Consider the following 24954-nt stretch of genomic DNA (forward strand, 5'->3'; position numbering starts at 1 on the left):
AATTAGAGCAACAATGGCTCACGCGCGTTTCTCAACTTTGCGCACCACTTCACCTTCAATAATTGTTTTGCGCCCATCCTCGCCGTAGGTTTCAAGGTTTCGGCGAATATGCCGGATGGTGGCCAAACGCATGGCAGCGCGGCGAATGCCTTGCAAGGCGCCATCAAGTAAAACCTGATTGCGAGTAGCCTTGTCATGCAGGGCTTGCAGCGGCGCCGTCTGAACACGTTCCAGAGAATTGACCTTGTCCATCAAATTCTCCTTGGCCGACAAGAGCTCAGCAATCTTTTCAAGATCACCTTCCAGCAAGGCCTCTCGTTCAGTTTCCAGCAGGTCATCCAATTCATCAAACAGGCTTTGGGTGGAGTTATGTGTCATTTTTTGGTCTCCAAAAGTGCTCGCATAATATGTTCAGAAAGTCCAATACCGCCTGCGGCGGCGATTTTGTCGGCAATGGCCTGTCGGTGAAACGACGCGAATTGATCTTCGCCCGGACCACCAGAAAACGAGTTTTCCTGCTCACCGAATCCCGCAGCCTTCAACATTTCAGCCAGGAATGTTGCCTCCAGTTTTTCGGCGACGCGTTTGAGCTCAACGAGACGCGACGTGTCGTTTTTGGATTTGTTTGCAGAAGGTTGGATCGGTAAAATTTCTGTCACGGATTTCACTCGAATTGCACGAAACTGATCTGCATTTGATCTCAAAGCAGTAAAGAACTGGTAACTGTGTTTTGCGATGTTGGCTGAGCTGAGGAAGAATCCGCGGAGGCCAAAATGTTGCATACGATTATGAACCAGCTGTTAACCAAACTTGGTTCCGGCATGTCATCTGTTGCTCTGGATGCAGAGGTAGACGTGGCAATTGAAGGCGATGCAATCAGTGCCTTTCGATCGAATGGTCTCTCGAATGCAGATCAAAACGCATTTGATGCCATTCTGGCAAATTTAGAAGGCGATGCGCGTCCTGGTGCGAAACCAAACGAGGCATTGAAGCTTGACGATACAGTCCGAGCCGACATCGAAATGCATGTCCCCAATGCCGATGAAGAAACACCGGAAATTAAAGGCAGCGAGAATATTGAGAGCAATCCAAAACAGCAAGACGCGCTAGAGGAGTCGATGGCGGCACAAAAAAGACACGTCCGTGTATCGCCAACAGACCCGGAAACCAGCTCCGAACCTCATACCAAGGACGGTCCGGAAAACCCTCGGTGGGCCGACAAAGAAGTGGGCCACTCTGAGGTCATAGGGCCGCTGAAAGTGTTACATACCGATCAATCGCCTGCCCCCGCCAAGATTTTTTTGCAAACCCCGGACCAGGAAAAGGTGAACGAAGGCCATTTGAATGCGCGGCCTTCAGAGGTTGACTTGGGTCCACCTGCGCAAGCGTTGCGCGCGCAATTCGAATTCGGCTCAGGTCAAGCGCAGCGGCCGCCCATTGAAGAAAAATCACCTGCCCAAGTGCAAACAAGGATTGAGCAGGAGCCAACGCAGCTAATGCCGCGGGGCGCTCGATTTGCAAAGCCTAATACTGTGCCCGAAAAGACCACTCCATATGGTTTGGTAATCCGCGAAGCTCTGCAGAACCCCGTAGCCGATCTCGTACGAAACAACGACCCGGCTGCGCAACCTTTGCCTTCGCCGGGGTTTCCAGCGACAACCCTGGACATGACGCGCCATCCAGCTCGGACCTTGGTGCGTGGGACCAGTGGTCCCATAGAATTCGATCGTACCCATATGGCGCATACGGGCACGCGACAGGCCACTGTTGAGCATCTGCACAAAGATGCCCCAGTGCTGACCAAGGCTACGACACTGGCTTTGCAGCCGACAATGTCCGAGCGACCTCAAGACATTCAAGGCATGCATGCAGACAAGTCAAATCCAGACACGCCTCGTGCAAAACGCACTCTGACACGCGACACAATTGTACCTGCCGCAGCGGCACAGGCAGAAAAACCTACAGTCCCTTCGGGGGCCGCGACATCGGTCAATTTCTTAGCGCCACCGCCGCCGCAGCGACAATCCATTCCAGAGACCGTGTTTGATCTGCCTCCGTCTTTTACTCCACTTGGTGCATCCGAGAGCGGGCATGCCACTCGGTCAACGCCAGTTTCTTTCTTTCAAACGCCCGATTTTCCCAGGCATGTCGCGCAACAGGTGGCCAACGGGGTCCGGTTTCATGCGGACAAAACTGTTGAGATCACCCTCAAACCGGCTGAGTTGGGGCGCGTGCAGATCAGCATGTCAACCGGCGAACAAGGTGTGGTTGTGCATGTCAACGCTGAGAGACCAGAGACGATCGACCTCTTGCGCCGACATATTGATCAACTGGCCAGCGAATTTCAGGACATCGGCTATGGTCAGTCTGAGTTCCATTTTGGTGGAACAGGTTCCGATGCGTACCATGACAAAGCGGATAACAACGCGCCTGACGCCTCTCGGCCAGGTGATCCGGTCAACGCCGAGCTGACACACAAAAACGAGACCGACCAAATCGCAATGCAAAACTGCATTGATCTTGATCGTGTAGATATTCGAATTTGATAGAGAAAGAGCGATCCATGGACGTTTCCCAGCCCACACCACCACAACCTCAGAGCCCACCAACAAATACCGCTTCTGCCAGCGCACAGAACAACACCGTCCTCAGTTCGGATTTCGAAACCTTTATTCGGATGCTCACCGTCCAGATGCAAAACCAGGACCCGCTCAATCCTCTTGAGTCCACAGAATTCGCGACTCAGCTCGCGACGTTTTCAAGCGTCGAGCAGCAGGTTCTGACCAACGATCTTCTTACCAACCTGGGCGCACAGCTCAGTGCACTCGGCGTTTCGCAACTTTCCGGCTGGATCGGAATGGAGGGCCGTGCCCATGTACCGGCTGAATTTGAGGGCCACCCCATCACCTTGACGACACAAGGCTCTTCGCTGGCCGACACACATGAGCTGGTGGTTCGCGACACGAATGGCGCCGTGGTTCAGCGGTTTGAGACAACCGGCGAGCGGCAAACAATTGCGTGGGTTGGACATGATGCAAACGGTGCTCTGCTGCCCAGAGGAACATACCAGATTGAAATTGAATCCTTCTCGCAAAGTGCGCTTGTGAAAGCCTCTCCGGTAGAAGTGCACGGCCGCATCACTGAGGCGCGCATTCAGGATGGTCAAACTCGACTCGTTCTTGAGGGGGGCAGGAAGTGGCCTCTTCCGACATCCTGGGTCTCAGGGAGCCATAGGATGATCAGTCACGAGCCCAGCACAGTCACCAACACCGTTGTCATCCCGCCAAGCGCAATACCCAGGAAAAGCCAAAACACAGACTTCCAGCGGATTGCCGGTTTGGTTTCGACCTGAGGTGTCGACTGCCTTATCAGCGCCTGTTCCACAATCTGCGGTAAACGTGGCCCATAGCGTGACAACACCATCACCGTTTTCCGCAAATCGCGCAACGCCGCACCTGGACCAAGGTTTTTGCGGATATAGTTTTCCACAACAGGTTTGGCGACCTGCCAGATGTTGATCTGCGGATTGAGACTTCGCGCGACGCCTTCGACCACAACCATGGTGCGCTGCAACAGGATCAGCTCTGTTCGCGTCTCCATGCCAAACCGCTCGGTCACCTCAAAGAGATAACTGAGCAATCCACCCATAGAGATATGCGTCGCGTCCATCCCGAAAATCGGCTCACCCACGGCGCGAAGCGCACGCGCGAACTCATCCACATCTCGATCAGCAGGCACATAACCCGCTTCAAAATGCACTTCGGCCACACGCTTATAGTCGCGCTTGATGAAGCCATAGAGAATCTCTGCATAGACCCGCCTTGTGTATTCATCGATGTGACCCATAATGCCAAAGTCATAGGCAATGATGTCACCATCGGCCCTCACCTTGAGATTGCCCTGATGCATGTCCGCGTGAAAAAACCCGTCGCGCAGTGCGTGGTTCAGGAAAAGCTGCAGGACACGCTCGCCGAGCTCAGCCCGATCATGCCCTGCCTGATCCAATCCGTCATTGTCACCCATGGGCACACCATCAGCCCACTCCATTGTCATCACACGCCGGTTTGACATGTCCCAGCGAATAGCGGGAAGTGCAAAACCCTGATCATCTGTGATGTTGGTGGCAAACTCGCTGGCCGATGCAGCTTCAAGCCGAAGATCCAGTTCGCCCTGCACCACGCCTTCAAAATGCTGGATCACCTCTCGAGGCCGCAGCCGTCGAGAGGATGGGGACAACAGCTCAATCATGCGCGCGACAAAATAAAATGCGTCAATGTCCTTGCGGAACGCTTTCTCAATACCTGGCCGCAAAACTTTGACGGCCACCGGGTCACCTGTGTCTTTCAGGCGCGCCTTGTGAACTTGTGCAATCGACGCCGCCGCGACCGGTTCGCTAAACTCACTGAAAAGCGCGTCAACGTCATGGCCAAGCTCTTGTGCGACGCTTGCTTTGGCCTTGGCCACGCTGAAGGGCGGCAGCTTGTCCTGCAAAACGCGCAATTCGGTGGCCAGGTCATCACCCACGATATCGGGCCGCGTCGAAAACACCTGACCAAATTTGATATAGGCCGGGCCAAGGGCCGTGAGTGCGCGCAGCGCAGGCGGCATTGAGGTATCACCCTTGTAGCCCAGCCACTGAAACGGCCAGGCCAGAAAACGCATCGTGCCGCGCACCAGCGGCGGCGCATCCATCGCATCCATGATAAGACGCATGGCACCTGTGCGTTCAAGCGTTGCCCCCGTGCGGATCAGGCGCAGAATATTGTGTGGCCCGCGCACCGCTTAGATTTTCCAACCGGAATGCAAACAGGCGATGCCCATGCTCAGATTGCGATACTTGGCTTGCTCGAATCCCGCAGCTTGGATCATCCTGAGAAATGTTTCTTGGTCCGGAAATTTGCGGATCGATTCTACCAGATACTGATAGCTATCGCGATCATTGGCGATCATCTGACCCATGCGCGGAATGATGTTGAAACTATAAAGATCGTAGACCTTCTGCATCATGTCGTTGGGGATTTGGCTAAACTCTAGAACCATAAGCCGTCCGCCCGGTTTGAGAACCCGGTATGCCTCAGCCAAAGCCTCCTCTGGGCGTGTCACGTTCCGAATGCCAAAGCTGATCGTATAGACATCAAAACTGTTGTCCTCAAATGGCAAGGCCATGGCATCGCCGACGATCCATTCCAGCTGATCGGCCTTCTGTTCAGCATCGGCACGCTTGCGCCCTTCGACCAACATTGGCTCTGTCAGATCAAGAACCGTCGCATGACCGCTGCCCGCGCGGTTCAGAAATCGAAAGGCGATGTCCCCGGTGCCGCCGGCCACATCCAATAGTTTTTGACCAGCCCTTGGCGCAAGCCAGTCCATCATCGCGTCTTTCCAGATACGGTGAATGCCAAAGGACATGGCATCGTTCATCACATCGTACTTCGACGCCACAGACCCAAAGACGCCTTGCACCCGCCCGGCCTTCTGGCTTTCGGGGATATCTTCAAATCCAAAATGTGTTGTTTTCTCGGTCATTTCCGCGAGAGGCCTTGCCGTTTTCTATCTCAGACCTTCTTATAGGCCGCTACGTGCGGGTTACAATGCGCCGCTTTGCCCATCAGAGGACCTAAAATGCCTGAACTGCCAGAGGTAGAGACAGTACGTCGCGGCCTGGAACCGGCCATGACAGGTGCAAAAATTGCCAAGGCTCAGGTGAATCGCCCCGATTTGCGCTGGCCCTTCCCCGAACGTATGGCAGAGCGGCTGACGGGTGCCACCGTTCGCGGTCTGCGCCGCCGGTCCAAATACATCCTTGCAGATTTGTCCTCAGACGACACGCTGCTTGTTCATTTGGGCATGTCTGGGCGTATGTTGGTCTCGGGCGACCCGTTGGGACAGTTCGTTCATACCCATCCAGCCCCTGCAAAACATGACCATGTGGTGCTCGATATGGACAACGGCGCGCGCATCACCTTCAACGACCCGCGCCGCTTTGGCGCGATGGATTTGATGCCCACCCGCGAGATCGAAAGTCATCCATTGTTATCCAAACTTGGCCCCGAACCCTTGGGCAACAGCTTTGATGAACCTTATCTGCTGCGAGCGCTGAAAGCGAAGAATACACCCATCAAATCCGCCCTTCTGGATCAACGAATCGTTGCTGGTCTGGGAAATATCTACGTCTGCGAAGCTCTTTACCGCGCGTCAATTTCGCCCAAAAAGCGCGCAGGGGGCCTGTCAAAACGCCGCGCCGCTGCGCTGGTTCCCATCATCCGAGAGGTGCTGGCCGACGCCATCGAGGCGGGGGGATCCTCCTTGCGCGATTTCCGCCAAGCCGATGGAGAACTTGGATATTTTCAGCACAGATTTGACGTCTACGGTCGCGAAGGAGAGCCCTGCAACCGCCCCGATTGCAACGGAACAGTCCGCCGGATCGTCCAATCGGGCCGATCCAGCTTCTATTGTGGGCAATGCCAAAGATGAGGTTGATCCGAGCCACGCAAATGGTAATGAATCGCTTTTGACAGAAACAAACAAAGGCAGATTTCATGGCCTATGAGACGATCATCGTCGAAGTAGAAGACCACGTCGCCAAAATCACCCTGAACCGCCCCGATGCTTTGAACGCTCTTAACAGTCAGTTGTTGAGCGAGCTGGTCGATGCCCTTCAGGATGCGCAAGGCAACGACAAAGTGCGCTGCATTGTGCTCACCGGCTCCGAGAAAGCCTTCGCCGCGGGGGCAGACATCAAGATGATGGCCGAGAAAAGCTTCGTCGAGGTGTTTTCCGGTGACCTCTTTGGACCCGAGGCAGACGCGATCATGCGCGTCCGCAAACCCATCATCGCCGCCGTATCCGGCTACGCGCTGGGCGGCGGGTGCGAATTGGCAATGATGTGCGACTTTATCATCGCCTCAGACACAGCCAAATTCGGCCAGCCCGAGATCAATCTTGGTGTGATGGCTGGTCTTGGCGGTTCGCAACGTCTGACACGCTTTATCGGCAAATCCAAATCCATGGACATGAACCTCACCGGCCGTTTCATGGATGCCGAAGAAGCCGAACGCGCGGGCCTCGTGAGCCGTGTGGTCCCGGCCAAAAAACTGCTGGATGAGGCCATGAGCGCCGCTCAGAAGATCGCAGAGAAATCGATGGTTAGCGTGATGGCTGTCAAAGAAGCGGTCAATCGCTCGTACGAAGTGCCACTTGCCGAAGGTTTGCTATTCGAACGCCGCGTCTTTCACTCGCTTTTCGCCACCGAAGACCAAAAAGAGGGCATGGCCGCCTTTGCCGAAAAGCGCGAGGCGCAGTTCCGTGACAAGTAATGTGCGGCAAGTGCTTCGCGCTTCAGTTCACGAAATGCACTTTATTGAATGCCTCGCGCATCGTTTGCGTGCGCGGGGCCACATCCCCAGGATTTCCTGACAACCCGTCCGCAATCAGATCGGCCAGATCAGGCACATGGTCGGGTGTCACGCCCCATCGTACCAATTCCGGGGTTCCGATCCGCAGACCGTTCATGTCCGCCTCGACCGCTTCAACTGGAAGCCCAATACCGCAAGCGAGAAAACCGGCCTGTCGCAAAGTCTTGGATGCGGCTTGCCCACCGCCATAGCGCGCAGCCTTTATAGCAAACTGATGCGATTGCGTTAGGCCATGTCGCGTTTCAAATACCGGGACATCCCGGTTCGCCAACGCCTTGGCCAAAGAGAGCGACAAGTCGATCATCGCATTGGCATAGGCTTTCCCATGGTCGCGCCAATCAAGCATGGTGATCGCCAGAGCCGCCGATTTTGCTGCATCAAAATTGGCGGTCATTCCGGGAAAGGCGATCGCATCAAGACGCTGGGCCAGGTCGGCCTCATTTGTCACGACAAGACCGCCAGCGGGGCCGCCAAGGCTCTTGTAGGTGCTCATCGTCATCACATGTGCGCCTTCACTCAACGGATTGCGCCACGCGCGCCCGGCAATCAGCCCGCATTGATGGGCGGCATCAAACAAAACCTTCGCCCCCACCTCATCCGCGATCTCGCGCACCTCCGCGACCGGATGCTGAAACAGGTTCAGACTGCCGCCAATGGTGATGAGCTTGGGCTTTTCAGATTTGGCAAGCTCGCGAAGCGCATCCAGATCCACGGTATACCTATCTGCGTTTACCGGCGCCGGCACAGAACGCAGACCATAGAGCCCGGCGCAGCCCTCTGCATGATGCGTCACATGCCCGCCAATCGTAGCGGGCGGAGCAATGATCGTATCACCCGGCTGACAGGTGGCCATGAAAGCATAGAGGTTGCCCATTGCGCCCGAGGCCACGCGAATCTCGGCAAACTTCGCCTGAAAAATCTCGGCGGCAAGCTCGGCGGCGATGACCTCTATCTCTTCGATGGCTTCCAAACCCATCTCGTACTTGTCGCCTGGATAACCAAGCGAAGGTCGCGACCCCAGACCTTTGGCGAGAACCGCCTCTGCGCGAGGGTTCATCACATTGGTTGCGGGGTTCAGGTTGAAACAGGCGCTTTCGTGGATCACCCGGTTGTCTTCAACCAGCTGGTCAATCTTCTTGAGTAACTCAGCTGTGGCTGTCTGCGATGTCTGCTTGGCGATCTGCTTAACAATTCGCTCGCAAGCCTCTGGCACCCAGTCCCGCCATGCAAGATTGATTTCACCAGGATGCCATTCGGTTTTGTTAGCGCTCATTGTGCCCTCCCGCTTTTGACGGGATCATGCGCAGAGCATTTGTCCTTTGCAATCCAGGTAAAGTTGGCTATATGCCGCCGCAAGACATGCGCGTGCGGCCCGCTCTGGCCAGAATCACACCGGCTGTGGATCTGCCGGATCGGGTTAACCCTCGTGCACCAATGAACGACATGAACCCGAGAAAAGGTCTAAACCCATGGCTAACTCTGCCCAGTCCAAAAAACGCGCACGTCAAAATGTGCGCCGTCTGGAAATCAACAAAGCGCGCCGCTCACGGATTCGCACTTTCCTTCGCAAAGTCGAAGAAGCAATCGAGTCTGGTGACAAAGATGCCGCACAAAATGCACTCCGCGCCGCTCAACCAGAGCTTATGCGCGGTGTGAGCAAAGGTGTGTTTCACAAAAATACGGCTGCTCGAAAAATGTCTCGACTGGCCACCCGGGTCAAAGCTCTGGGCTGAGTTTGTGAGCTAAGTTATTGATCGAAAAAGATGCCCTCTCGAAGGGCATCTTTTTTTGCCTGAGGCAGAGAAACAGGCTTAACAGATTCTTTTCGCGCAAAGCCGCTGTCAAGCGCGAAGATAAGTTGCCGACGACCAGAGTCAGTTGCTAATTTCACTGTGCGATTCACGCTTGGGGGGACAGGCTTTTGCTCCACCCTGACCAATCTGCGGTCAGGAGTAACGGTACTCACGTTGTTTACGGAGCCAAGGCTAAAGTCCATCAACATAGCGCGTAACACGGAGCGGTTCGACCTGATCTGGGGACGATGTGGTCAACCTCTGTTGCGAAGCTAAAAAGCCGTAAGAAGGCTCTGTGTCTGGTCATACGTGGGCTGGGCAAAGCGGAGCTGTGTTTTACGCCCACTGAATGTGAGCCGCACAGGAGGAGTGTGCAAGGAATTGTGCGCTAAAAGAGCAACACTCGCGGTGGAACAGGTGAGCATGACACGGGAACAATGGGGTCAAATCAAACAAGAATTGCTGGAAACAGTAGGGCGCAACAATTTCAAAAACTGGATCGAGCCAGTTAACCTAGCGGGGATAACGGGAGACGTCGCTTTGTTCGATGTCCCAAATTCCTTTCACGGCAATTACGTGTCGCAGAATTTTGGAGAACTGATGTTGTTCAAGGTCAGCAACATGGCTCCGGAGGTGAGACGCGTCGACTTCAAAGTCGCGGCAAATGTTTCATCTCCTCCCGCCGAGCAGGCGAACACGCCCGCAAAACCAGCGGCCGCAAAAACCCCTCTGGCACGCGCCTTCGAAGGTCCGCTGACATGTGCAGCACTGGATGACCGCTTTACGTTTGATACCTTTGTCGTAGGTAAGCCCAACGAACTGGCGCATGCTGCGGCCAAGCGGGTTGCCGAAGGCGGACCCGTTACATTCAACCCATTGTTCCTCTATGGCGGTGTTGGCCTCGGCAAAACCCATCTGATGCACGCCATCGCGTGGGAACTTGAAACGGCCCGTCCCGACCTGAACGTTGTCTATCTGTCGGCCGAACAGTTCATGTACCGTTTCGTACAGGCCCTGCGCGACCGCCGCATGATGGACTTCAAAGAGATGTTTCGCTCGGTTGATGTACTCATGGTTGATGATGTGCAATTCATCGCCGGCAAAGATTCCACGCAAGAGGAGTTCTTCCATACTTTCAATGCCTTGGTGGACCAAAACAAGCAGATCGTGATCTCCGCCGACCGCGCCCCGGGTGAGATCGCCAACCTCGAGGAACGCATCAAGTCGCGCTTACAATGCGGCTTGGTTGTGGATCTTCACCCCACCGATTACGAACTGCGCCTAGGTGTCCTGCAAACCAAATCCGATTGGTTCCTCAACCAGTATCCCGGCCTCAACATGGCCGACGGCGTGCTCGAATTCCTCGCGCATCGCATCTCAACCAACGTCCGCGTCCTCGAAGGTGCACTCACCCGACTTTTCGCCTTCGCATCTCTCGTCGGTCACGAAATTACGCTGGAACTGGCGCAGGATTGCCTCGCCGACATCCTCCGCGCCTCCGAGCGCAAAGTGTCGATCGAGGAAATCCAGCGGCAAGTGTCCGAACACTACAACATTCGCTTGTCCGACATGATCGGCCCCAAACGTGTGCGCAGTTTCGCCAGACCCCGCCAGGTCGCCATGTATCTGTGCAAGCAAATGACCAGCCGGTCCTTGCCGGAAATCGGACGTCGCTTTGGCGGTCGCGATCACACCACAGTCATGCATGGCGTGCGCCGGATTGAAGAGTTGAAAGTCCAGGACGCTCAAATCGCAGAAGATCTGGAAATCCTGAGGCGCGCACTCGAAGGCTGAGAACACAACAAAACGCTTGAGCCTAAGGCGGAGTTTGCTAACGTGCCGGTCCCAGAGCCCGTCAGAGGCCACATGCAGGGAGCGAGGGCATGAAACTCAGCATTGAACGCAGCACGCTATTGAAAGCCGTGTCCCAGGCCCAGTCGGTTGTCGAAAGACGTAACACGATCCCGATCCTCGCCAATGTGCTGATCGAGGCCGAAGGGGATTCTGTCCTCTTCCGCGCCACCGATCTGGACATTGAGGTGCTGGACAAGGCGCCGGCACAGGTCGAACGTGCCGGGGCCACCACCGTATCTGCTGTTACGTTGCACGAGATTGTACGCAAGCTTCCGGATGGCGCGCTGGTCACGCTGGCCGATGATGGCACCAGCGGGCGCCTGACAGTCGAGGCCGGGCGCTCAAACTTTTCACTGGCCACCTTGCCGAAAGAGGATTTCCCGGTGATGGCCTCATCGGAATACACCAGCAACTTTTCTGCCAAAGCGCCCGAACTGCGCCGCCTCTTCGACAAGTCGAAATTCGCGATATCGACCGAAGAAACCCGGTACTACCTGAACGGCGTCTATATGCATGTCGCCGAAGGGCAGGGTGGCAAGATGCTGCGCTGTGTGGCCACAGATGGGCACCGATTGGCACGCATCGACTCTGGATTGCCCGATGGGGCAGACAATATGCCAGGCGTGATCGTGCCGCGCAAAACCGTGGGTGAGTTACGCAAACTTCTGGAAGATGACGACATGAGCATTGCGGTGTCGGTGTCGGAAACCAAGGTGCGGTTCTCCACACCGAACATCACGCTGACCTCCAAGGTCATCGACGGCAGTTTCCCGGACTACACACGCGTGATCCCACAAGGCAACACGCGCAAGCTAGAGGTAGATGCGGCTGAGTTTGCACAAGCGGTGGACCGGGTCGCAACCGTGAGTTCTGAACGCTCTCGCGCGGTGAAACTGGCACTCGATGAGGACCGTTTGGTGCTCTCCGTGAATGCCCCTGACAGTGGCGCTGCGGAAGAGGAGCTGGCCGTTGCATACGGGGATGAACGGTTGGAGATTGGGTTCAACGCCAAGTATCTCCTTGAAATCGCAAGTCAAGTTGATCGGGAAAACGCTGTCTTCATGTTCAACTCCTCCGGTGACCCGGCCCTGATGCGCGAGGGGAATGACACCTCTGCGGTCTACGTCGTCATGCCGATGCGGGTGTGATCGGGCATTGGAATTTTCCGAAACTCCATTCTAGAAAATGCGAATTTTCTAGCCCGTTTTCTACGCAGAAAACGGCGTCGTACCTATGACAGAGCTTTGTCTGACACATCTCACACTCTCCCACTTCCGCTCGCACAAAACCGCGAGGATCGAAGGAGACGGGCGCCCCATCGCGCTTTTTGGACCCAATGGCGCGGGTAAAACAAATATCCTTGAAGCGGTCTCTTTGTTTTCTCCAGGGCGTGGATTGCGGCGCTCTGCGGCGCATGACATGGCGCGCCGACCAGACGCTATCGGATGGAAACTGACCGGCCATTTGCGCAGTCTGCACCAGACCCATGAGATCGAAATCTGGTCAGAAGAGGGCAACGCTCGTCAACTCAAGATCGACAGCAAACCTGCCAGTCAAATCGCGCTGGGTCGGATTGCCCGTGTGCTCTGGCTCATCCCGTCGATGGACAGGCTCTGGATCGAAGGGGCAGAAGGTCGGCGGCGGTTCCTGGATCGCATGACGCTCAGCTTTACGCCCTCCCACGCTGAGGCAACGCTGGCCTATGAAAAAGCCATGCGTGAGCGCAATCGCCTGCTCAAGGACCAGGTGCGCGATGGCCATTGGTATGTCGCGCTTGAACGCCAGATGGCCGAGGCAGGCACGGCCATTCACACGAACCGGGTTGCTGCCCTTGAGCAGCTTAGCCAGGCGCAGGCAGAGGCGCAGACGGCCTTTCCAACGGCAGAGCTAGAGTTGACCACCACCGAAGGCGAGATGCCGCTCTCCGAGGATGATTTTCGCGAGGCTCTGCATGAAAGCCGCTTTCGTGACATTGCCGCCGGTCGCACATTGGTTGGCCCGCACCGGGCTGATCTCTACGGGGTGTATGCCGCCAAGGGTGTCCCAGCCTCGGACTGTTCGACCGGGGAGCAAAAGGCACTGCTGGTTTCGCTCATCCTCGCGAACGCCCGCGCGCTTGCCCGTGATTTTGGGGCACCCCCCATACTTCTGTTGGATGAGGTCGCAGCGCATCTCGATGCCAATCGACGGGCCGCGCTCTATGACGAGATTTGCGCGCTTGGGGCCCAAGCCTGGATGACGGGGACGGGCCCTGAACTGTTCGAGGAGCTCGGAGACCGGGCGCACCACATCCATGTAGACGAAACGGACGGAGCATCGCATTTGGAGGACATCAAATGAACACGCCCGTGGGTCCGGCCATGCGTGCCGAAATTGAAAGCGCTCTGACCGCCATCGAGCAGGAAGACGGCGTGCGTATCCTCTTCGCTGTTGAATCCGGGTCCCGGGCCTGGGGGTTTCATTCCCCCGATAGCGATTACGACGTGCGGTTTGTCTATGCCCGTCCGCGCGACTGGTTCTACAAACTGGGCAAGAAACGCGATGTCATTGAACGGCCCATCGACGACGAGCTTGATCTCTCCGGCTGGGAGCTTTCCAAGGCGCTTGAACTGGCGCTGGGGTCGAATGCCGTGATTGCGGAATGGCTACAGTCACCCATCCAGTACCGCGCCCAGCCCGGCGTCATAGACCAATTGACGACGTTCACGGAGCAGGCCCTGAGCCGCAAGTCTGTGACATGGCACTACCTATCCCTGATGCGGCGCCAGCAATCTCGTGTGCGTGATCCGCAGGGGCGTCTGCGGGTCAAGCGTTGGTTCTACATTCTGCGCCCTGCATTGGCGTTGCGATGGTTGCAGCTCAACAGTTCTGCCATGCCGCCGATGGATTTGGCCCGACTGCGAGCCGGTTCTGGCCTCGACAAGAGCACCGAAGATGCCATTGATGCACTGTTGGTTCAGAAACTGGCGGCCAAGGAGAAAGCCACAATAGAAGGGGTAGACCCCTTGCTAGAGGAGCTTGTGGACTCCGAATGGCGCGCAGCCGAAGATTGGGTGTCTGAAGCCCCCAGAGACGACACCCGCGCGCTGTGGGAAGAGGCCTCACGACTGCATCTTGAACTGTCTGAGACTGCCTTCAGGTAGGTCTGTCACACCCTGATCCGCACCGACGTTATACCGACGCAATACCGACGTGATACCGACATCGAAAATCCCGGTATCCACACCGCCTGAAAAACTGGCCCCAAACCACAAAATATTGTGGTCATGACGTGACAAACCCCCCAGAAAATCGTATAAAATCATGAAAAATACGAAGGACAGCCTGCATGGCAGAAGCAGCAGCGTCACCCGAAGACTACGGCGCAGATTCCATTAAAGTTCTCAAAGGCTTAGAGGCGGTTCGCAAGCGCCCCGGTATGTATATCGGCGACACCGACGACGGCTCCGGCCTCCACCACATGGTCTACGAGGTCGTCGACAACGGAATTGATGAGGCTTTGGCCGGTCATGCGGACCATGTTTCGGTGTGTATTCATCGTGATAACTCGGTTTCTGTAGGCGACAACGGCCGCGGAATTCCGGTGGAACTGCACGAGGAGGAGGGCGTGTCCGCCGCCGAAGTCATCATGACCCAGCTGCATGCCGGCGGTAAGTTTGACAGTAATTCCTACAAGGTGTCCGGCGGACTGCATGGGGTCGGTGTGTCAGTGGTCAACGCGCTCTCAGACTGGCTTGAGCTGCGCATTTGGCGAGGGGACAAAGAGCATATTGCCCGGTTTGAGGGTGGTGAAACGGTGGATCACCTGAAGGTCGTAGGGGACGCCAATGGACGGCGTGGAACCGAAGTGCGGTTTCTGGCCTCTACGGATACGTTCTCTAACCTGGATTACGTTTTTGAAACCCTTGAAAAACGCCTGCGAGAGCTGGCCTTTCTCAATTCCGGTGTGCGGATCATTTTGCGCGACGAACGCTCCGCTGAGCCGCTGGAAACAGAGCTGCATTACGACGGCGGCGTGAAGGAATTCGTCCGCTACCTCGACCGCAGCAAAACCGCTTTGATGCCAGAACCGATATTTGTCACCGGAGAGCGCGATGAGATCGGGGTTGAAGTGGCGATGTGGTGGAATGACAGCTACCACGAAAATGTTTTGCCGTTCACAAACAATATCCCCCAGCGCGATGGCGGCACGCATTTGGCGGGCTTTCGTGGTGCGCTGACGCGTGTCATTCAAAAATATGCCGCGGACAGCGGTATCGCGAAGAAGGAAAAGGTCAGCTTCACCGGCGATGATGCGCGTGAAGGCCTCACTTGTGTGTTGTCGGTCAAAGTGCCTGATCCGAAATTCTCCAGCCAGACCAAGGATAAGCTTGTCTCATCCGAAGTGCGTCCGGCGGTGGAAGGTCTTGTTAACGAAAAGTTGTCTGAATGGTTCGAGGAAAACCCCAACGAGGCCAAGATGATCGTCGGCAAGATTGTTGAGGCCGCTTTGGCGCGAGAAGCGGCGCGCAAGGCACGGGAATTGACGCGGCGCAAGACGGCGATGGATGTGAATTACCTGGCGGGCAAGTTGAAAGATTGCTCTGAGAAGGACCCTGCCAAGACAGAATTGTTTATTGTTGAGGGCGACAGCGCCGGGGGCTCAGCACAGACCGGCCGCGATCGCGGCACGCAGGCCATTTTGCCACTGAAGGGTAAAATCCTCAACGTAGAGCGGGCCCGGTTTGATCGCATGCTCTCGAGCCAGGAGATTGGAAACCTCGTGATGGCGCTGGGCACGGGCATCGGGCGAGACGAATTTGACTTAAGCAAACTGCGGTATCACAAGATCGTTCTGATGACCGACGCGGATGTGGATGGGGCGCATATTCGGACGCTCTTGCTCACGTTCTTTTATCGGCAAATGCCGGAGCTGATTGAAGGGGGCTATCTTTATATCGCGCAGCCGCCGCTCTTTAAGGTAAGTCGGGGTAAATCCGAAGTGTATCTCAAAGACCAGCCAGCGCTTGAAGACTACCTGATTGAGCAAGGCACGGATGACACCATTCTGCGTTTGGGTGGCGGTGAAGATATCACAGGCCAGGACCTTGTGCGCGTAGTTGAAGAGGCGCGTCAGGCAAACCGCATTCTGGATGCGTTCCCGACGCATTATCCGCGCCATATCCTGGAACAAGCCGTAATCGCCGGTGCGTTTGAATCGGGCCGCGTGGATGCCAACCTTCAAGGCGTGGCAGATGCCGTTGCGGACCGTTTGAACCTGATCGCGCTGGAATGGGAACGTGGCTGGCAGGGAAGGCCAACGCAGGACCATGGTGTGCGTCTGGCGCGCATGCTGCGCGGTGTAGAAGAGGTGCGGACCTTGGATGGCCCTATCCTTCGGGGCGGCGAGGCGCGGCGGATTGGGCAGTTGACCAAGCCATTGCAAGAGGTCTATGCGCGTCCGGCAACGCTGCACCGCAAGGAGCGCACGCAGAGCATATTCGGCCCACTGGACCTGCTGGATGCGATTCTCAAAGAGGGTGAAAAGGGATTGTCTCTGCAGCGCTACAAAGGCCTGGGCGAGATGAACCCGGACCAGCTTTGGGAAACCACGCTCGATCCAGATGCGCGCACGCTCTTGCAGGTCAAGATCGACGATATGGCCGAGGCGGATGATCTCTTTACCAAACTTATGGGCGATGTGGTCGAACCGCGCCGTGAGTTCATCCAGCAAAATGCGCTCAATGTCGAGAACCTCGATTTCTAGTCGCGGTTCGCGTGCTATTGACAGAATCCAAGTTTCAAAGCAGCGTTGCCGTATCCGAAAGGAAGGCAACGCCACATGGCACATTTGATTGCAGCACTGCGCTTTGACCGTCGCGCGCTTCGGTGTGATCTCGTCACCTAGCCGATGTTTCCGCGCTTGGCGCGTGTGAGCTTTTGACGCAATCGGATGCCGGGCATCCTTCTTTGGAATATCACATGACACAGGGTTCTGGGCTTCGCGTTGCCGTCGACATTGGCGGGACGTTTACCGACACGGTTTTGATGGATGGACGGGGCGAAATCTTGTCCACCAACAAGACGCCAACCACACCAGTGAATCCAACGCTTGGGGCGCTGGAAGGCGTCAAGTTGGTCCTGGACACCGCGGATCGCGACTGGGATCAACTTACGGGCTTTATCCACGGAACAACCCTCGCGACAAACGCTCTGATCGAAAAGCGGGGCGCACAGGTTGCGACGATTACAAGCGCAGGCTTTCGTGACATCTTGGACATCGGCTATGAGCGGCGATACAGCCAATATGACATCAACCTGGAAAAGCCTGACCTACTGGTGCCACGAACCCGTGCCTTTACGATCGGAGGGCGCATAACCGCAAAGGGTGATGAATACGAACCGCTTGATGATGATGCGGTTCAGGACCTCGTGCTAAACCTGAGGAACTGCCGGGCGGAAGCCATCGCGATCTGCCTTCTGCACAGTTACGCCAATCCCGATCATGAACGACGGCTAAAAGCACTGCTGCAGGCGCATCTGCCGGACGTCCTTGTTTCGATATCAAGCGAAGTGAGCCCCGAGGCGCGAGAATTTGATCGCCTCTGCACAACGATCGCAAACGCCTACATTCAACCGCTCATGGCTTCTTACCTTGCGGATTTCCAAACTCGATTTGCCGCGCAGGGTGTGACCTGTCCGATCCTGATGATGACGGCAGGTGGTGGGATGACGACACTCAAGACAGCCGCCGCCCTTCCCATCCGGCTTGTTGAATCCGGACCGGCCGGGGGTGCCATTCTTGCCGCGCGTATCGCGGAACAGGTTGGGGCGCGGGATGTTCTGTCCTTTGATATGGGCGGCACCACGGCCAAGCTTTGTTTGATTGACGGGTATCAGCCACAAAGCGCACGTCGTTTTGAAATTGCACGCGCAGAACGGTTCATCAAAGGGTCTGGCATGCCTGTGCGAATTCCAGTGCTCGAGATGATCGAGATCGGTGCTGGCGGCGGCTCCATCGCGTCTGTCGATCGACTGGGTCGCTTGCAGGTCGGACCCGAAAGTGCTGGGAGTGAGCCGGGACCAGCGGCGTTCTCCAAAGGAGGGTGGATGCCGACTGTTACCGACGCGGATGTGGTTCAAGGATTGATTGAGCCGGCCAGTTTCGCGGAGGGTCGCCTTGCCATTGATGTTGATGCGGCGCGAACTGCGATCAAGACAAACATTGCGACCCCTCTGAACAGCAATGAAGAAAATGCCGCGGCGGGTCTAAATGAAATCGTGGATGAAAACATGGCGGCTGCGGGACGGATGCATGCCGTTGAATCGGGCAAGGACCTTGCGGCGCGTACAATGATTGCCTTTGGCGGGAATGGACCGCTTCATGCCACAAGGGTCGCACGCCGCGCAGGTGTCAGCCGCATTCTGGTGCCAAATGATCCCGGAGTTGGCTCTGCTGTTGGGTTCCTCAATGCGCCGGTGTCATTTGAGATCGTGAGAAGCCGATACAGCACTCTTGAATCTCTAGATGTCGATGCAATCAATGCCTTCCTCAACGGGCTCATAGGCCAAGCCACCGAAGTCGTCCGCGCCGGAGCACCGAAGGGTGCACTGAAGGTCGTGAAAGCTGCGTTCATGAGGTATCGTGGGCAAGGTCACGAAATCGAAATTCCCCTGCAACCGGGTGAGCTGCAGGCAGATGGCATTGATGCTTTGCAAGATGCATTTGAGGCGGAATACAGCAGGCAGTTTTCGCGCGCCGTACCGGGCATGACAGTGGAAATCATGAATTGGTTTGTGCGGGTGGCCAGCCGGGACATGTCCGATGCACCGCCAAGAGACACACCAAAACCTCGACCTGCGACACCCAACAGGCAAACGTCGGTGTTCTGCGAGCTGACCATGCAAAGGCGTCAGGCGGATGTCTATGACCGACAGGCAATGACACCGGGCGCGACGCTGACGGGTCCTGCGCTTATCGTTGAGCCACAAACGACGACCTATGTCAGCGCGGACTTTTCAGCCAACGTGGATGCGCTGGGCAACATTCTATTGGTTCGAGACAGGAGCAAGCCATGACCACTATCCCCAAAACGCGTCTACAGGTCATGTGGAACCGCCTGTTGGCCGTTGTGGAAGAGCAGGGACAAGCCCTCATCCGCGCAGCCTTTAGCCCTATCGTGCGGGAGAGTGGTGACATCTCGGCAGGTATCTTTGATTTACGTGGGCGCATGTTGGCGCAGGCGGTGACTGGAACACCGGGGCACATCAACACAATGGCCGAGGCGGTCAAAAACCTGCTCGAACGATTTCCGGTTCAAACCATGCGCCCTGGGGATATCTACCTGACCAACGACCCGTGGCTCGCGTCAGGGCATCTCAATGACTTCCTGTTGATGCAGCCGGTGTTTCACAAAAACCGCGTTGTGGGCTTTACGTCCTGTACATCCCATCTCGCAGATCTGGGAGGGAAGGGCATGGGCCCCGAGGGCACAGACGTGTTCGATGAGGGTCTGCTGATCCCGCCTTGCAAACTTTTGGACGGAGGTGAGATCAACAGTTTTCTGATGGAGATCGTCAAAGCAAATTCACGCGAACCCGTGGCAAATGAGGGCGACATCTATGCGCTGATCGCATGCTGCGAAACCGGAGCAGAACGGCTTGCAGGTATGATGGTCGAGTTTGATCTGGAGGATCTCGATACTCTGGCCAACTACATCATCGATACATCCAGGCAAGGCACCATAGAAGCAATCGCCGAAGTGCCCAAAGGGGTGTACAGGGCGGAGTTGATGGTTGACGGGTATGAACACCCTATCAGACTCGTCGCCACCCTGACGGTTGCCGAAGATCACGTCCTGCTTGATTTCGATGGCACCGACGGGTGTTCGGACAAGGGCATCAATGTGCCGCTGAATTACGCCACGGCCTATTCCGTCTTTGCGTTGCGTTGCATTATTGGATCGGACATTCCCAACAATGCAGGCTCTCTGGACCCGTTCCGCGTGACGGGGCCGAAGGGATGTATCCTAAACGCACAGCCGCCTGTTCCGGTCGCCATGCGACATTCAATCGGGCAAATGACACCTGATCTGGTCTATGGGTGTCTGTCCCAAGCCTTGCCCGACAAAGTACCCGCAGAAGGCGCATCCTGCCTATATGATTTGCCCATTCGACACACGCCCGAAGCGGCACGTGACGGCGGCACGCAGTTCGCGCTGGAGCTGGTCTACAATGGCGGCACTGGCGCTCGACCCGCGCGTGATGGCCTGTCGGCCACAGCGTTTCCAAGTGGCGTTTGGGGCAGTCAGGTTGAAACAACCGAGGCAACAGCGCCTGTCATGATAGCCAAAAGAGAACTGCGTGTTGACAGCGGCGGCCCCGGAAAACACCGCGGAGGACTGGGACAACATATCGAAATCCAGTCGTCCAATAGCGCTGAGTTCCTTGTGTTTCCATCTGTTGAGCGTGTTCTTTTTCCTGCGGCTGGTCGACATGGAGGAATGCCAGGGGCACTGGGGCGCATGCGGATCGGTGAAGAGGGAGAAGACCTTCCCAGCAAGGGTGAATTTCTTGTGCCTGCAGGCGTTCCCATGATCCTTGAAACACCAGGAGGTGGCGGCATTGGACAGCCTGAGGATCGCGCGTCAGAGCACATCGCACGTGATCTGGAAGAGGGATTGATATCGCCCAAAGCCGCCCGCGATGTATACGGTTGGAGGAAACGACCATGATCACGCCCCTGCCTCATCTCGCGTCAATGGCACCCTATGCGCTGGCCGATTTGGCGGCTGCAGAAGGCAAACGGCTTGTCTCTTTGTCACAAAACGAAAGCTTTCGCCCGCCGTCACCCATGGTGGCGCAGGCCATGCGCGACGCGTCCGAAGCTCCGCATCTTTATCCCGATCCGGATTGGAGCGACCTACGGCATGCGTTGGCCGACCTGCATGGGCTAAACGCCGGGCAAATCTTATGCGGCAACGGCTCTTTGGACCTGATCGGTTGCCTCGCGCGGACTTATTTGTCTGCAGGTGGCGCAGCGCTCGCGCCGGAACACGCCTACCCGTTCTTCAGGATAGCCACAGAAACCACTGGCGCGCGATTTGACACAGCAGAAGAAACCGATCTTTGCGCGGATATTGATGCATTGCTGGCGGCGGTGAAGTCAGACACAAAAATTGTGTTTATCGCCAACCCCGGCAATCCGACCGGCACGCGCCGGTCTGGCGCCGATCTGCGGCGCCTGCGAGAGGCTTTGCCGGCAACTGTGCTTCTTGTGATTGATGAGGCCTATGGCGAATTTGCTGATCACCTGCACCAGCCCCTTTTCGACATGGTTAACAGAGGCGATACGCTTGTGCTGCGCACCTTCTCCAAAGCGTATGGTCTGGCCGGGATGCGTGTGGGATGGGGATACGTTCCAGGACCGGTAGCCGCGGAAATGCGGAAGGTGATGAACCCCAATAACGTTGCGCTTTTGGGCCAAGTGGCGGCGCTGGCGGCGCTCAAGGATCAGGACTACATGGGTGCCACTTGCCAAGAAACGGCGGCTTTGCGCAGTCGATTTGTTACCCGAATGCGCACTGCGGGGATCGACGTGCCAGAAAGTCACACGAATTTTGCCCTGTTGCGCTTTGCATCAGCAGAGGCTGCACAACGTATGGACCACGCCTTGAGAAGCGAGGGCGTTTTGCTGCGTGGTCAGGGTGGAGCCGGGTTGCCCGAGTGCCTGCGCGCGACGGTGGGTGTTGCGGATGATATGGACCTGGCTGCAGAATTGATCGAAACTCAGGTTCTGGAGGAGATGTCCTAATGTCCACGGATACCAGAGGCCGCGCGCGCATTGGTGTTTTCGTACCCTTCACGAACACCAATCTGGAACCTGACATGATGCTGCTGAGACCGGCGGGCACGTCGCTGCATTTTGCACGGCTCGGGGGGTATGACGCGGATGAGATCCCGAACGAACATCAGATGGCGCAGCTTGGATCATCTGATATGGAAGAGCCGCTGCGCTTGATCCAAGGCGTGCGCCCAGATGTTGTGATCTATGGCTGCACATCAGCAACACTCGCCCATGGTCCGGCATTTGACAACGATCTGCGCGCGCGTATCGCCGCGCAAAGCGGAGCTAAGACAGTGACCGCGGCAAGTGCTTTGATCTATGCCTTGCAAAGCCTGGGCCTACGCCGCGTGGGCTTTGCATCACCCTATGTGCCCACCCTGAATGACGAGGCCATTGGCTTTCTCGCAAGCGAGGGATTTGAAACCGTCGGGCGGGCAGATTTTGAAGGAACATTGGACAATGTGGGGCAAGGCGCGCTTTCGCCGCAAGATGTTTTTGAGCTTGGTATACGTGCAGATCATCCCCAGGCTGAGGCTGTCGTGTTGTCCTGCACCGATATGCGCAGCGTTGAAGTGATCGCGGAGCTGGAGACAAAACTAGGCAAGCCTGTCGTTACGTCCAACCAAGCGATGATGTTTCAGGTGATTGACATGGCTCATCTTGGCCCTGCTCCAAAGGGATTTGGGCAGCTTTTTGAAAGGATCAGCGCATGAAACAGCATCTCAATCCCGTGGCGATTCCGGGAGAGGCGCAGTTCGCGGCGATTGCGGACTTTGCACTTGGATCAGTTGTGCCGATTCCAGACAACGCCTTGCGCCACTGCTCCACATTATTGATCGACACCCTTGGTGTTGCGGCAGGTGCCACAGTTTTGGAAGTGGGCGACATTGCCCGGGACTTCGCGGTGGATTTCTATGCAGCAGGTGCTCCTGAGAACGCGGCAACCATTCTATTTGATGGCCGCAAGGCAAGCCTGCCCGGCGCGGCCTGGGCGCTGGCCACGCAGATTGACAATCTAGACGGGCATGACGGCTACAACCCAACCAAGGGTCATATTGGCTGCGCAGTTGTGCCTGCGTTGTTTGCCTTTGCTGAAACGCAACCCGACTTGTCCGGGCTGGACGCGTTGCGCGCCCTTGTGATGTCGTACGAAGTTGCGGCGCGCGCAGGTCTGTCTCTGCATGCCACCGTCAGCGACTACCACACATCCGGAGCGTGGAACGCACTGGGGGTTGCGGCGCTGGGCTGTCGCCTCAGAGGAGCCAACACCGATCAGCTTCGACAGGCCATGGGCATCGCAGAATACCATGGCCCTCGCAGCCAGATGATGCGGGAGATCGACAATCCCACGATGTTGCATGATGGGTCTGGCATGGGCGCGCTGGTCGGAAGTTCCGCCACACTACTGTCAATGCGTGGGTTCACCGGCGCGCCTGCAATCACGGCAGAGGCTGATGAGGTGGCTGGGTACTGGGCCGATCTTGAGCAAAACTGGACCGTGGCTGAGAACTACATCAAACCCTACCCAAGCTGTCGCTGGGGTCATGCCGCGCTTGATGCCTTGCGACAGGTGATGCAGGAAAACCTAAATGTCACACCCGATACAGTTGCTTCGATTGAGGTGCGCACATTTGATGAGGCGGCGCGGCTTTTTGCTGGGATGCCCGACAGCACCACCCAGGCGCAGTATTCCCTGCAATTTGTTATGGCTGTGATGCTCAAGCACGGGACTGTTGCCCCGGGGCATATTGCGGGACAGGGGCTGAAGGATCCACAGATTGCGGCACTTGTTCCCAAGATTACTGCAAAGGCCACCGATCAACATAATAGCCGCTTCCCAGAAGGACGCTGGTCGGATGTTGAAGTGGTGTTGCACGACGGAACACGACTTCAGTCCGAGGACACTCCGGCCAGCGGTGGCCCTGATGCCTGGCGCTCAGATACCGATATAGAATCCAAGTTTCATAGCTTCTGTGAGGGGCGGCTATCCAATGACCGCACCAAGGCCATATGGGCGATGCGCGATGCGTTGTTATCGCCCGATACGCGCTTTTCTGACTTGGCCAAACTCGTCCAGCCCGGATGTGACGCATGAGTGAGAAGCTTCGCGTTATCGTTCACAATGATACTACGGATGCGATGACTGCGCGTTTGCAAGAGATCGCGTCGGATGTCGATGTTTTGGCCTGCCATTCAAATGCAGAATTGGACGCGGCCATAGGATCGTTTCGTCCAGATGTGGTTTACTCGGTGCGTTTTGAGGTCAGTCAGCCCTTTCCCCGCGACAGCATGTTAGGGGAGACCGGGCCAAGGTGGATATCGGTCGGTGGTTCGGGATGTGATCACCTTGGTAAATGGGACACAGAGCGTGTCACGGTCACCAATTCCGCGGGAGTGGCCTCCGCCATGATGGCAGAGTTTGTCCTTGGCTGCGCGCTTCATTTCACTCTCGATATTCCGCGTCTTCAGGCAGACAAGGCAGACAAGACGTGGCCCATCCGGATGGTCAGTCCTCTGAATGGCAAGACATTGCTAATTGTCGGCCTTGGTCAAACAGGCCAGGCTGTGGCCGCGCGTGCCAAGGCGTTTGGCATGCGCGTTTTGGGAACACGCGCCAGGCCCAGCCCAGTTGAAAATGTTGACGAAGTTTACGCTGCTGATGATTTGCCAAAGCTGTGGGCGCAGGCGGATTTCATCTGTGTTTGTGTGCCACTGCTTGCCTCGACACGCGGTCTCATCGACCAAGTGGCATTCGACAGAATGAAATCTTCGGCCATACTAATTGATGTGTCGCGTGGCGGTGTGATCGTATCGAATGCAGCAATTCAGGCGATGAACAAGGGCAAGATCAAGGGCGCTGCTTTTGACGTATTTGCGACCGAACCCTTGCCGCCCGATAGCCCCTATTGGGACCTGCCGAACACACTGATCTCGCCGCATTGTTCCGCTGTTTACGAAGGCTGGGATCTTGCCTCGTTTGACATGTTCCTGGCTAACTTGGAGCGATGGCAAACAGGCCAAACTCTCACCAACATTGTCGACCCGAACCGGGGCTACTAACCAAGGA

The 24954-nt window shown here is 56.5% G+C and carries 21 protein-coding genes; 16 read left to right on the plus strand and 5 right to left on the minus strand.

Annotated elements, in window-relative coordinates; genetic code table 11:
* Window positions 1–18: 18 nt before the first annotated feature.
* Both RZ517_RS01295 and RZ517_RS01300 read right to left on the minus strand, forming a co-directional pair.
* Entirely contained in the window at window positions 19–378 is a 360-nt protein-coding gene (locus RZ517_RS01295; protein WP_338549692.1) for a flagellar protein FlgN, read from the minus strand.
* Window positions 375–782, minus strand: a complete 408-nt coding sequence (locus RZ517_RS01300) for a rod-binding protein (RefSeq protein WP_338549693.1) — start codon at window positions 780–782, stop codon at window positions 375–377. The genes RZ517_RS01295 and RZ517_RS01300 overlap by 4 nt, the downstream gene beginning before the upstream one ends.
* Here RZ517_RS01300 and RZ517_RS01305 point away from each other — a divergent pair.
* Both RZ517_RS01305 and RZ517_RS01310 read left to right on the plus strand, forming a co-directional pair.
* A complete protein-coding gene (locus RZ517_RS01305) occupies window positions 774–2546 on the plus strand; it encodes a flagellar hook-length control protein FliK (protein WP_338549694.1) in 1773 nt (590 codons plus the stop codon). The two genes, RZ517_RS01300 and RZ517_RS01305, sit on opposite strands and share 9 nt — an antisense overlap.
* 17 nt (window positions 2547–2563) lie before the next feature.
* Entirely contained in the window at window positions 2564–3352 is a 789-nt protein-coding gene (locus tag RZ517_RS01310) for a flagellar hook capping FlgD N-terminal domain-containing protein (protein ID WP_338549695.1), read from the plus strand.
* Here the strand turns inward: RZ517_RS01310 and ubiB are convergent.
* Window positions 3244–4779, minus strand: coding sequence for a 2-polyprenylphenol 6-hydroxylase (ubiB, locus tag RZ517_RS01315; protein WP_338549696.1), 1536 nt, complete (start codon window positions 4777–4779; stop codon window positions 3244–3246). The two genes, RZ517_RS01310 and ubiB, sit on opposite strands and share 109 nt — an antisense overlap.
* A gap of 3 nt (window positions 4780–4782) precedes the next feature.
* Entirely contained in the window at window positions 4783–5526 is a 744-nt protein-coding gene (gene ubiE / locus RZ517_RS01320) for a bifunctional demethylmenaquinone methyltransferase/2-methoxy-6-polyprenyl-1,4-benzoquinol methylase UbiE (RefSeq protein WP_338549697.1), read from the minus strand.
* A 96-nt stretch (window positions 5527–5622) separates the two neighbouring features.
* On the opposite strand from ubiE, the gene mutM reads away from it, so the two are divergent.
* Window positions 5623–6474, plus strand: a complete 852-nt coding sequence (gene mutM, locus RZ517_RS01325; RefSeq protein WP_338549698.1) for a bifunctional DNA-formamidopyrimidine glycosylase/DNA-(apurinic or apyrimidinic site) lyase — start codon at window positions 5623–5625, stop codon at window positions 6472–6474.
* A gap of 65 nt (window positions 6475–6539) precedes the next feature.
* On the plus strand, window positions 6540–7316 hold the full coding sequence (locus tag RZ517_RS01330; RefSeq protein WP_338549699.1) for an enoyl-CoA hydratase: 777 nt from the start codon (window positions 6540–6542) through the stop codon (window positions 7314–7316).
* Window positions 7317–7338: 22 nt separating this feature from the next.
* Here the strand turns inward: RZ517_RS01330 and glyA are convergent, their stop codons facing one another.
* Window positions 7339–8688 (minus strand): serine hydroxymethyltransferase, encoded by a 1350-nt coding sequence (gene glyA, locus RZ517_RS01335; RefSeq protein WP_338549700.1) that lies wholly within the window; start codon window positions 8686–8688, stop codon window positions 7339–7341.
* 196 nt (window positions 8689–8884) lie between these two features.
* On the opposite strand from glyA, the gene rpsT reads away from it, so the two are divergent.
* From rpsT to RZ517_RS01395, 12 genes are all read left to right on the plus strand, one after another.
* Entirely contained in the window at window positions 8885–9148 is a 264-nt protein-coding gene (rpsT, locus tag RZ517_RS01340) for a 30S ribosomal protein S20 (protein ID WP_338549701.1), read from the plus strand.
* A 483-nt stretch (window positions 9149–9631) separates the two neighbouring features.
* On the plus strand, window positions 9632–11002 hold the full coding sequence (dnaA, locus tag RZ517_RS01345) for a chromosomal replication initiator protein DnaA (RefSeq protein ID WP_338549702.1): 1371 nt from the start codon (window positions 9632–9634) through the stop codon (window positions 11000–11002).
* An 89-nt stretch (window positions 11003–11091) separates the two neighbouring features.
* Entirely contained in the window at window positions 11092–12210 is a 1119-nt protein-coding gene (gene dnaN / locus RZ517_RS01350; protein ID WP_338549703.1) for a DNA polymerase III subunit beta, read from the plus strand.
* A gap of 85 nt (window positions 12211–12295) precedes the next feature.
* Window positions 12296–13402: a DNA replication/repair protein RecF gene (gene recF, locus RZ517_RS01355; RefSeq protein WP_338549704.1), complete on the plus strand. Its 1107-nt coding sequence runs from the start codon at window positions 12296–12298 to the stop codon at window positions 13400–13402.
* The gene (locus RZ517_RS01360; RefSeq protein WP_338549705.1) at window positions 13399–14205 is read left to right on the plus strand and encodes a nucleotidyltransferase domain-containing protein; all 807 of its coding nucleotides are present in this window, start codon (window positions 13399–13401) and stop codon (window positions 14203–14205) included. The genes recF and RZ517_RS01360 overlap by 4 nt, the downstream gene beginning before the upstream one ends.
* 185 nt (window positions 14206–14390) lie before the next feature.
* Complete coding sequence (gene gyrB, locus RZ517_RS01365) at window positions 14391–16808, plus strand: DNA topoisomerase (ATP-hydrolyzing) subunit B (RefSeq protein ID WP_338549706.1); 2418 nt, start codon at window positions 14391–14393, stop codon at window positions 16806–16808.
* Between the two features lie 215 nt (window positions 16809–17023).
* Window positions 17024–19120 carry a hydantoinase/oxoprolinase family protein gene (locus tag RZ517_RS01370; protein ID WP_338549707.1) on the plus strand — a complete coding sequence of 699 codons (2097 nt, stop codon included), beginning with the start codon at window positions 17024–17026 and terminating at the stop codon, window positions 19118–19120.
* A complete protein-coding gene (locus RZ517_RS01375; protein ID WP_338549708.1) occupies window positions 19117–20775 on the plus strand; it encodes a hydantoinase B/oxoprolinase family protein in 1659 nt (552 codons plus the stop codon). Before RZ517_RS01370 ends, RZ517_RS01375 begins: the two co-directional genes overlap by 4 nt.
* Window positions 20772–21854: a pyridoxal phosphate-dependent aminotransferase gene (locus RZ517_RS01380; RefSeq protein WP_338549709.1), complete on the plus strand. Its 1083-nt coding sequence runs from the start codon at window positions 20772–20774 to the stop codon at window positions 21852–21854. The genes RZ517_RS01375 and RZ517_RS01380 overlap by 4 nt, the downstream gene beginning before the upstream one ends.
* Window positions 21854–22600 (plus strand): maleate cis-trans isomerase family protein, encoded by a 747-nt coding sequence (locus RZ517_RS01385; protein WP_338549710.1) that lies wholly within the window; start codon window positions 21854–21856, stop codon window positions 22598–22600. The genes RZ517_RS01380 and RZ517_RS01385 overlap by 1 nt, the downstream gene beginning before the upstream one ends.
* Window positions 22597–23982, plus strand: a complete 1386-nt coding sequence (locus tag RZ517_RS01390; RefSeq protein WP_338549711.1) for an MmgE/PrpD family protein — start codon at window positions 22597–22599, stop codon at window positions 23980–23982. Before RZ517_RS01385 ends, RZ517_RS01390 begins: the two co-directional genes overlap by 4 nt.
* The gene (locus RZ517_RS01395) at window positions 23979–24947 is read left to right on the plus strand and encodes a D-2-hydroxyacid dehydrogenase (protein WP_338549712.1); all 969 of its coding nucleotides are present in this window, start codon (window positions 23979–23981) and stop codon (window positions 24945–24947) included. The genes RZ517_RS01390 and RZ517_RS01395 overlap by 4 nt, the downstream gene beginning before the upstream one ends.
* The last annotated feature ends 7 nt before the right edge of the window (window positions 24948–24954 follow it).

Origin of the sequence: Roseovarius sp. S88, from assembly GCF_037023735.1 — a bacterium.
GTDB classification, from domain to species: Bacteria; Pseudomonadota; Alphaproteobacteria; order Rhodobacterales; family Rhodobacteraceae; genus Roseovarius; species Roseovarius phycicola.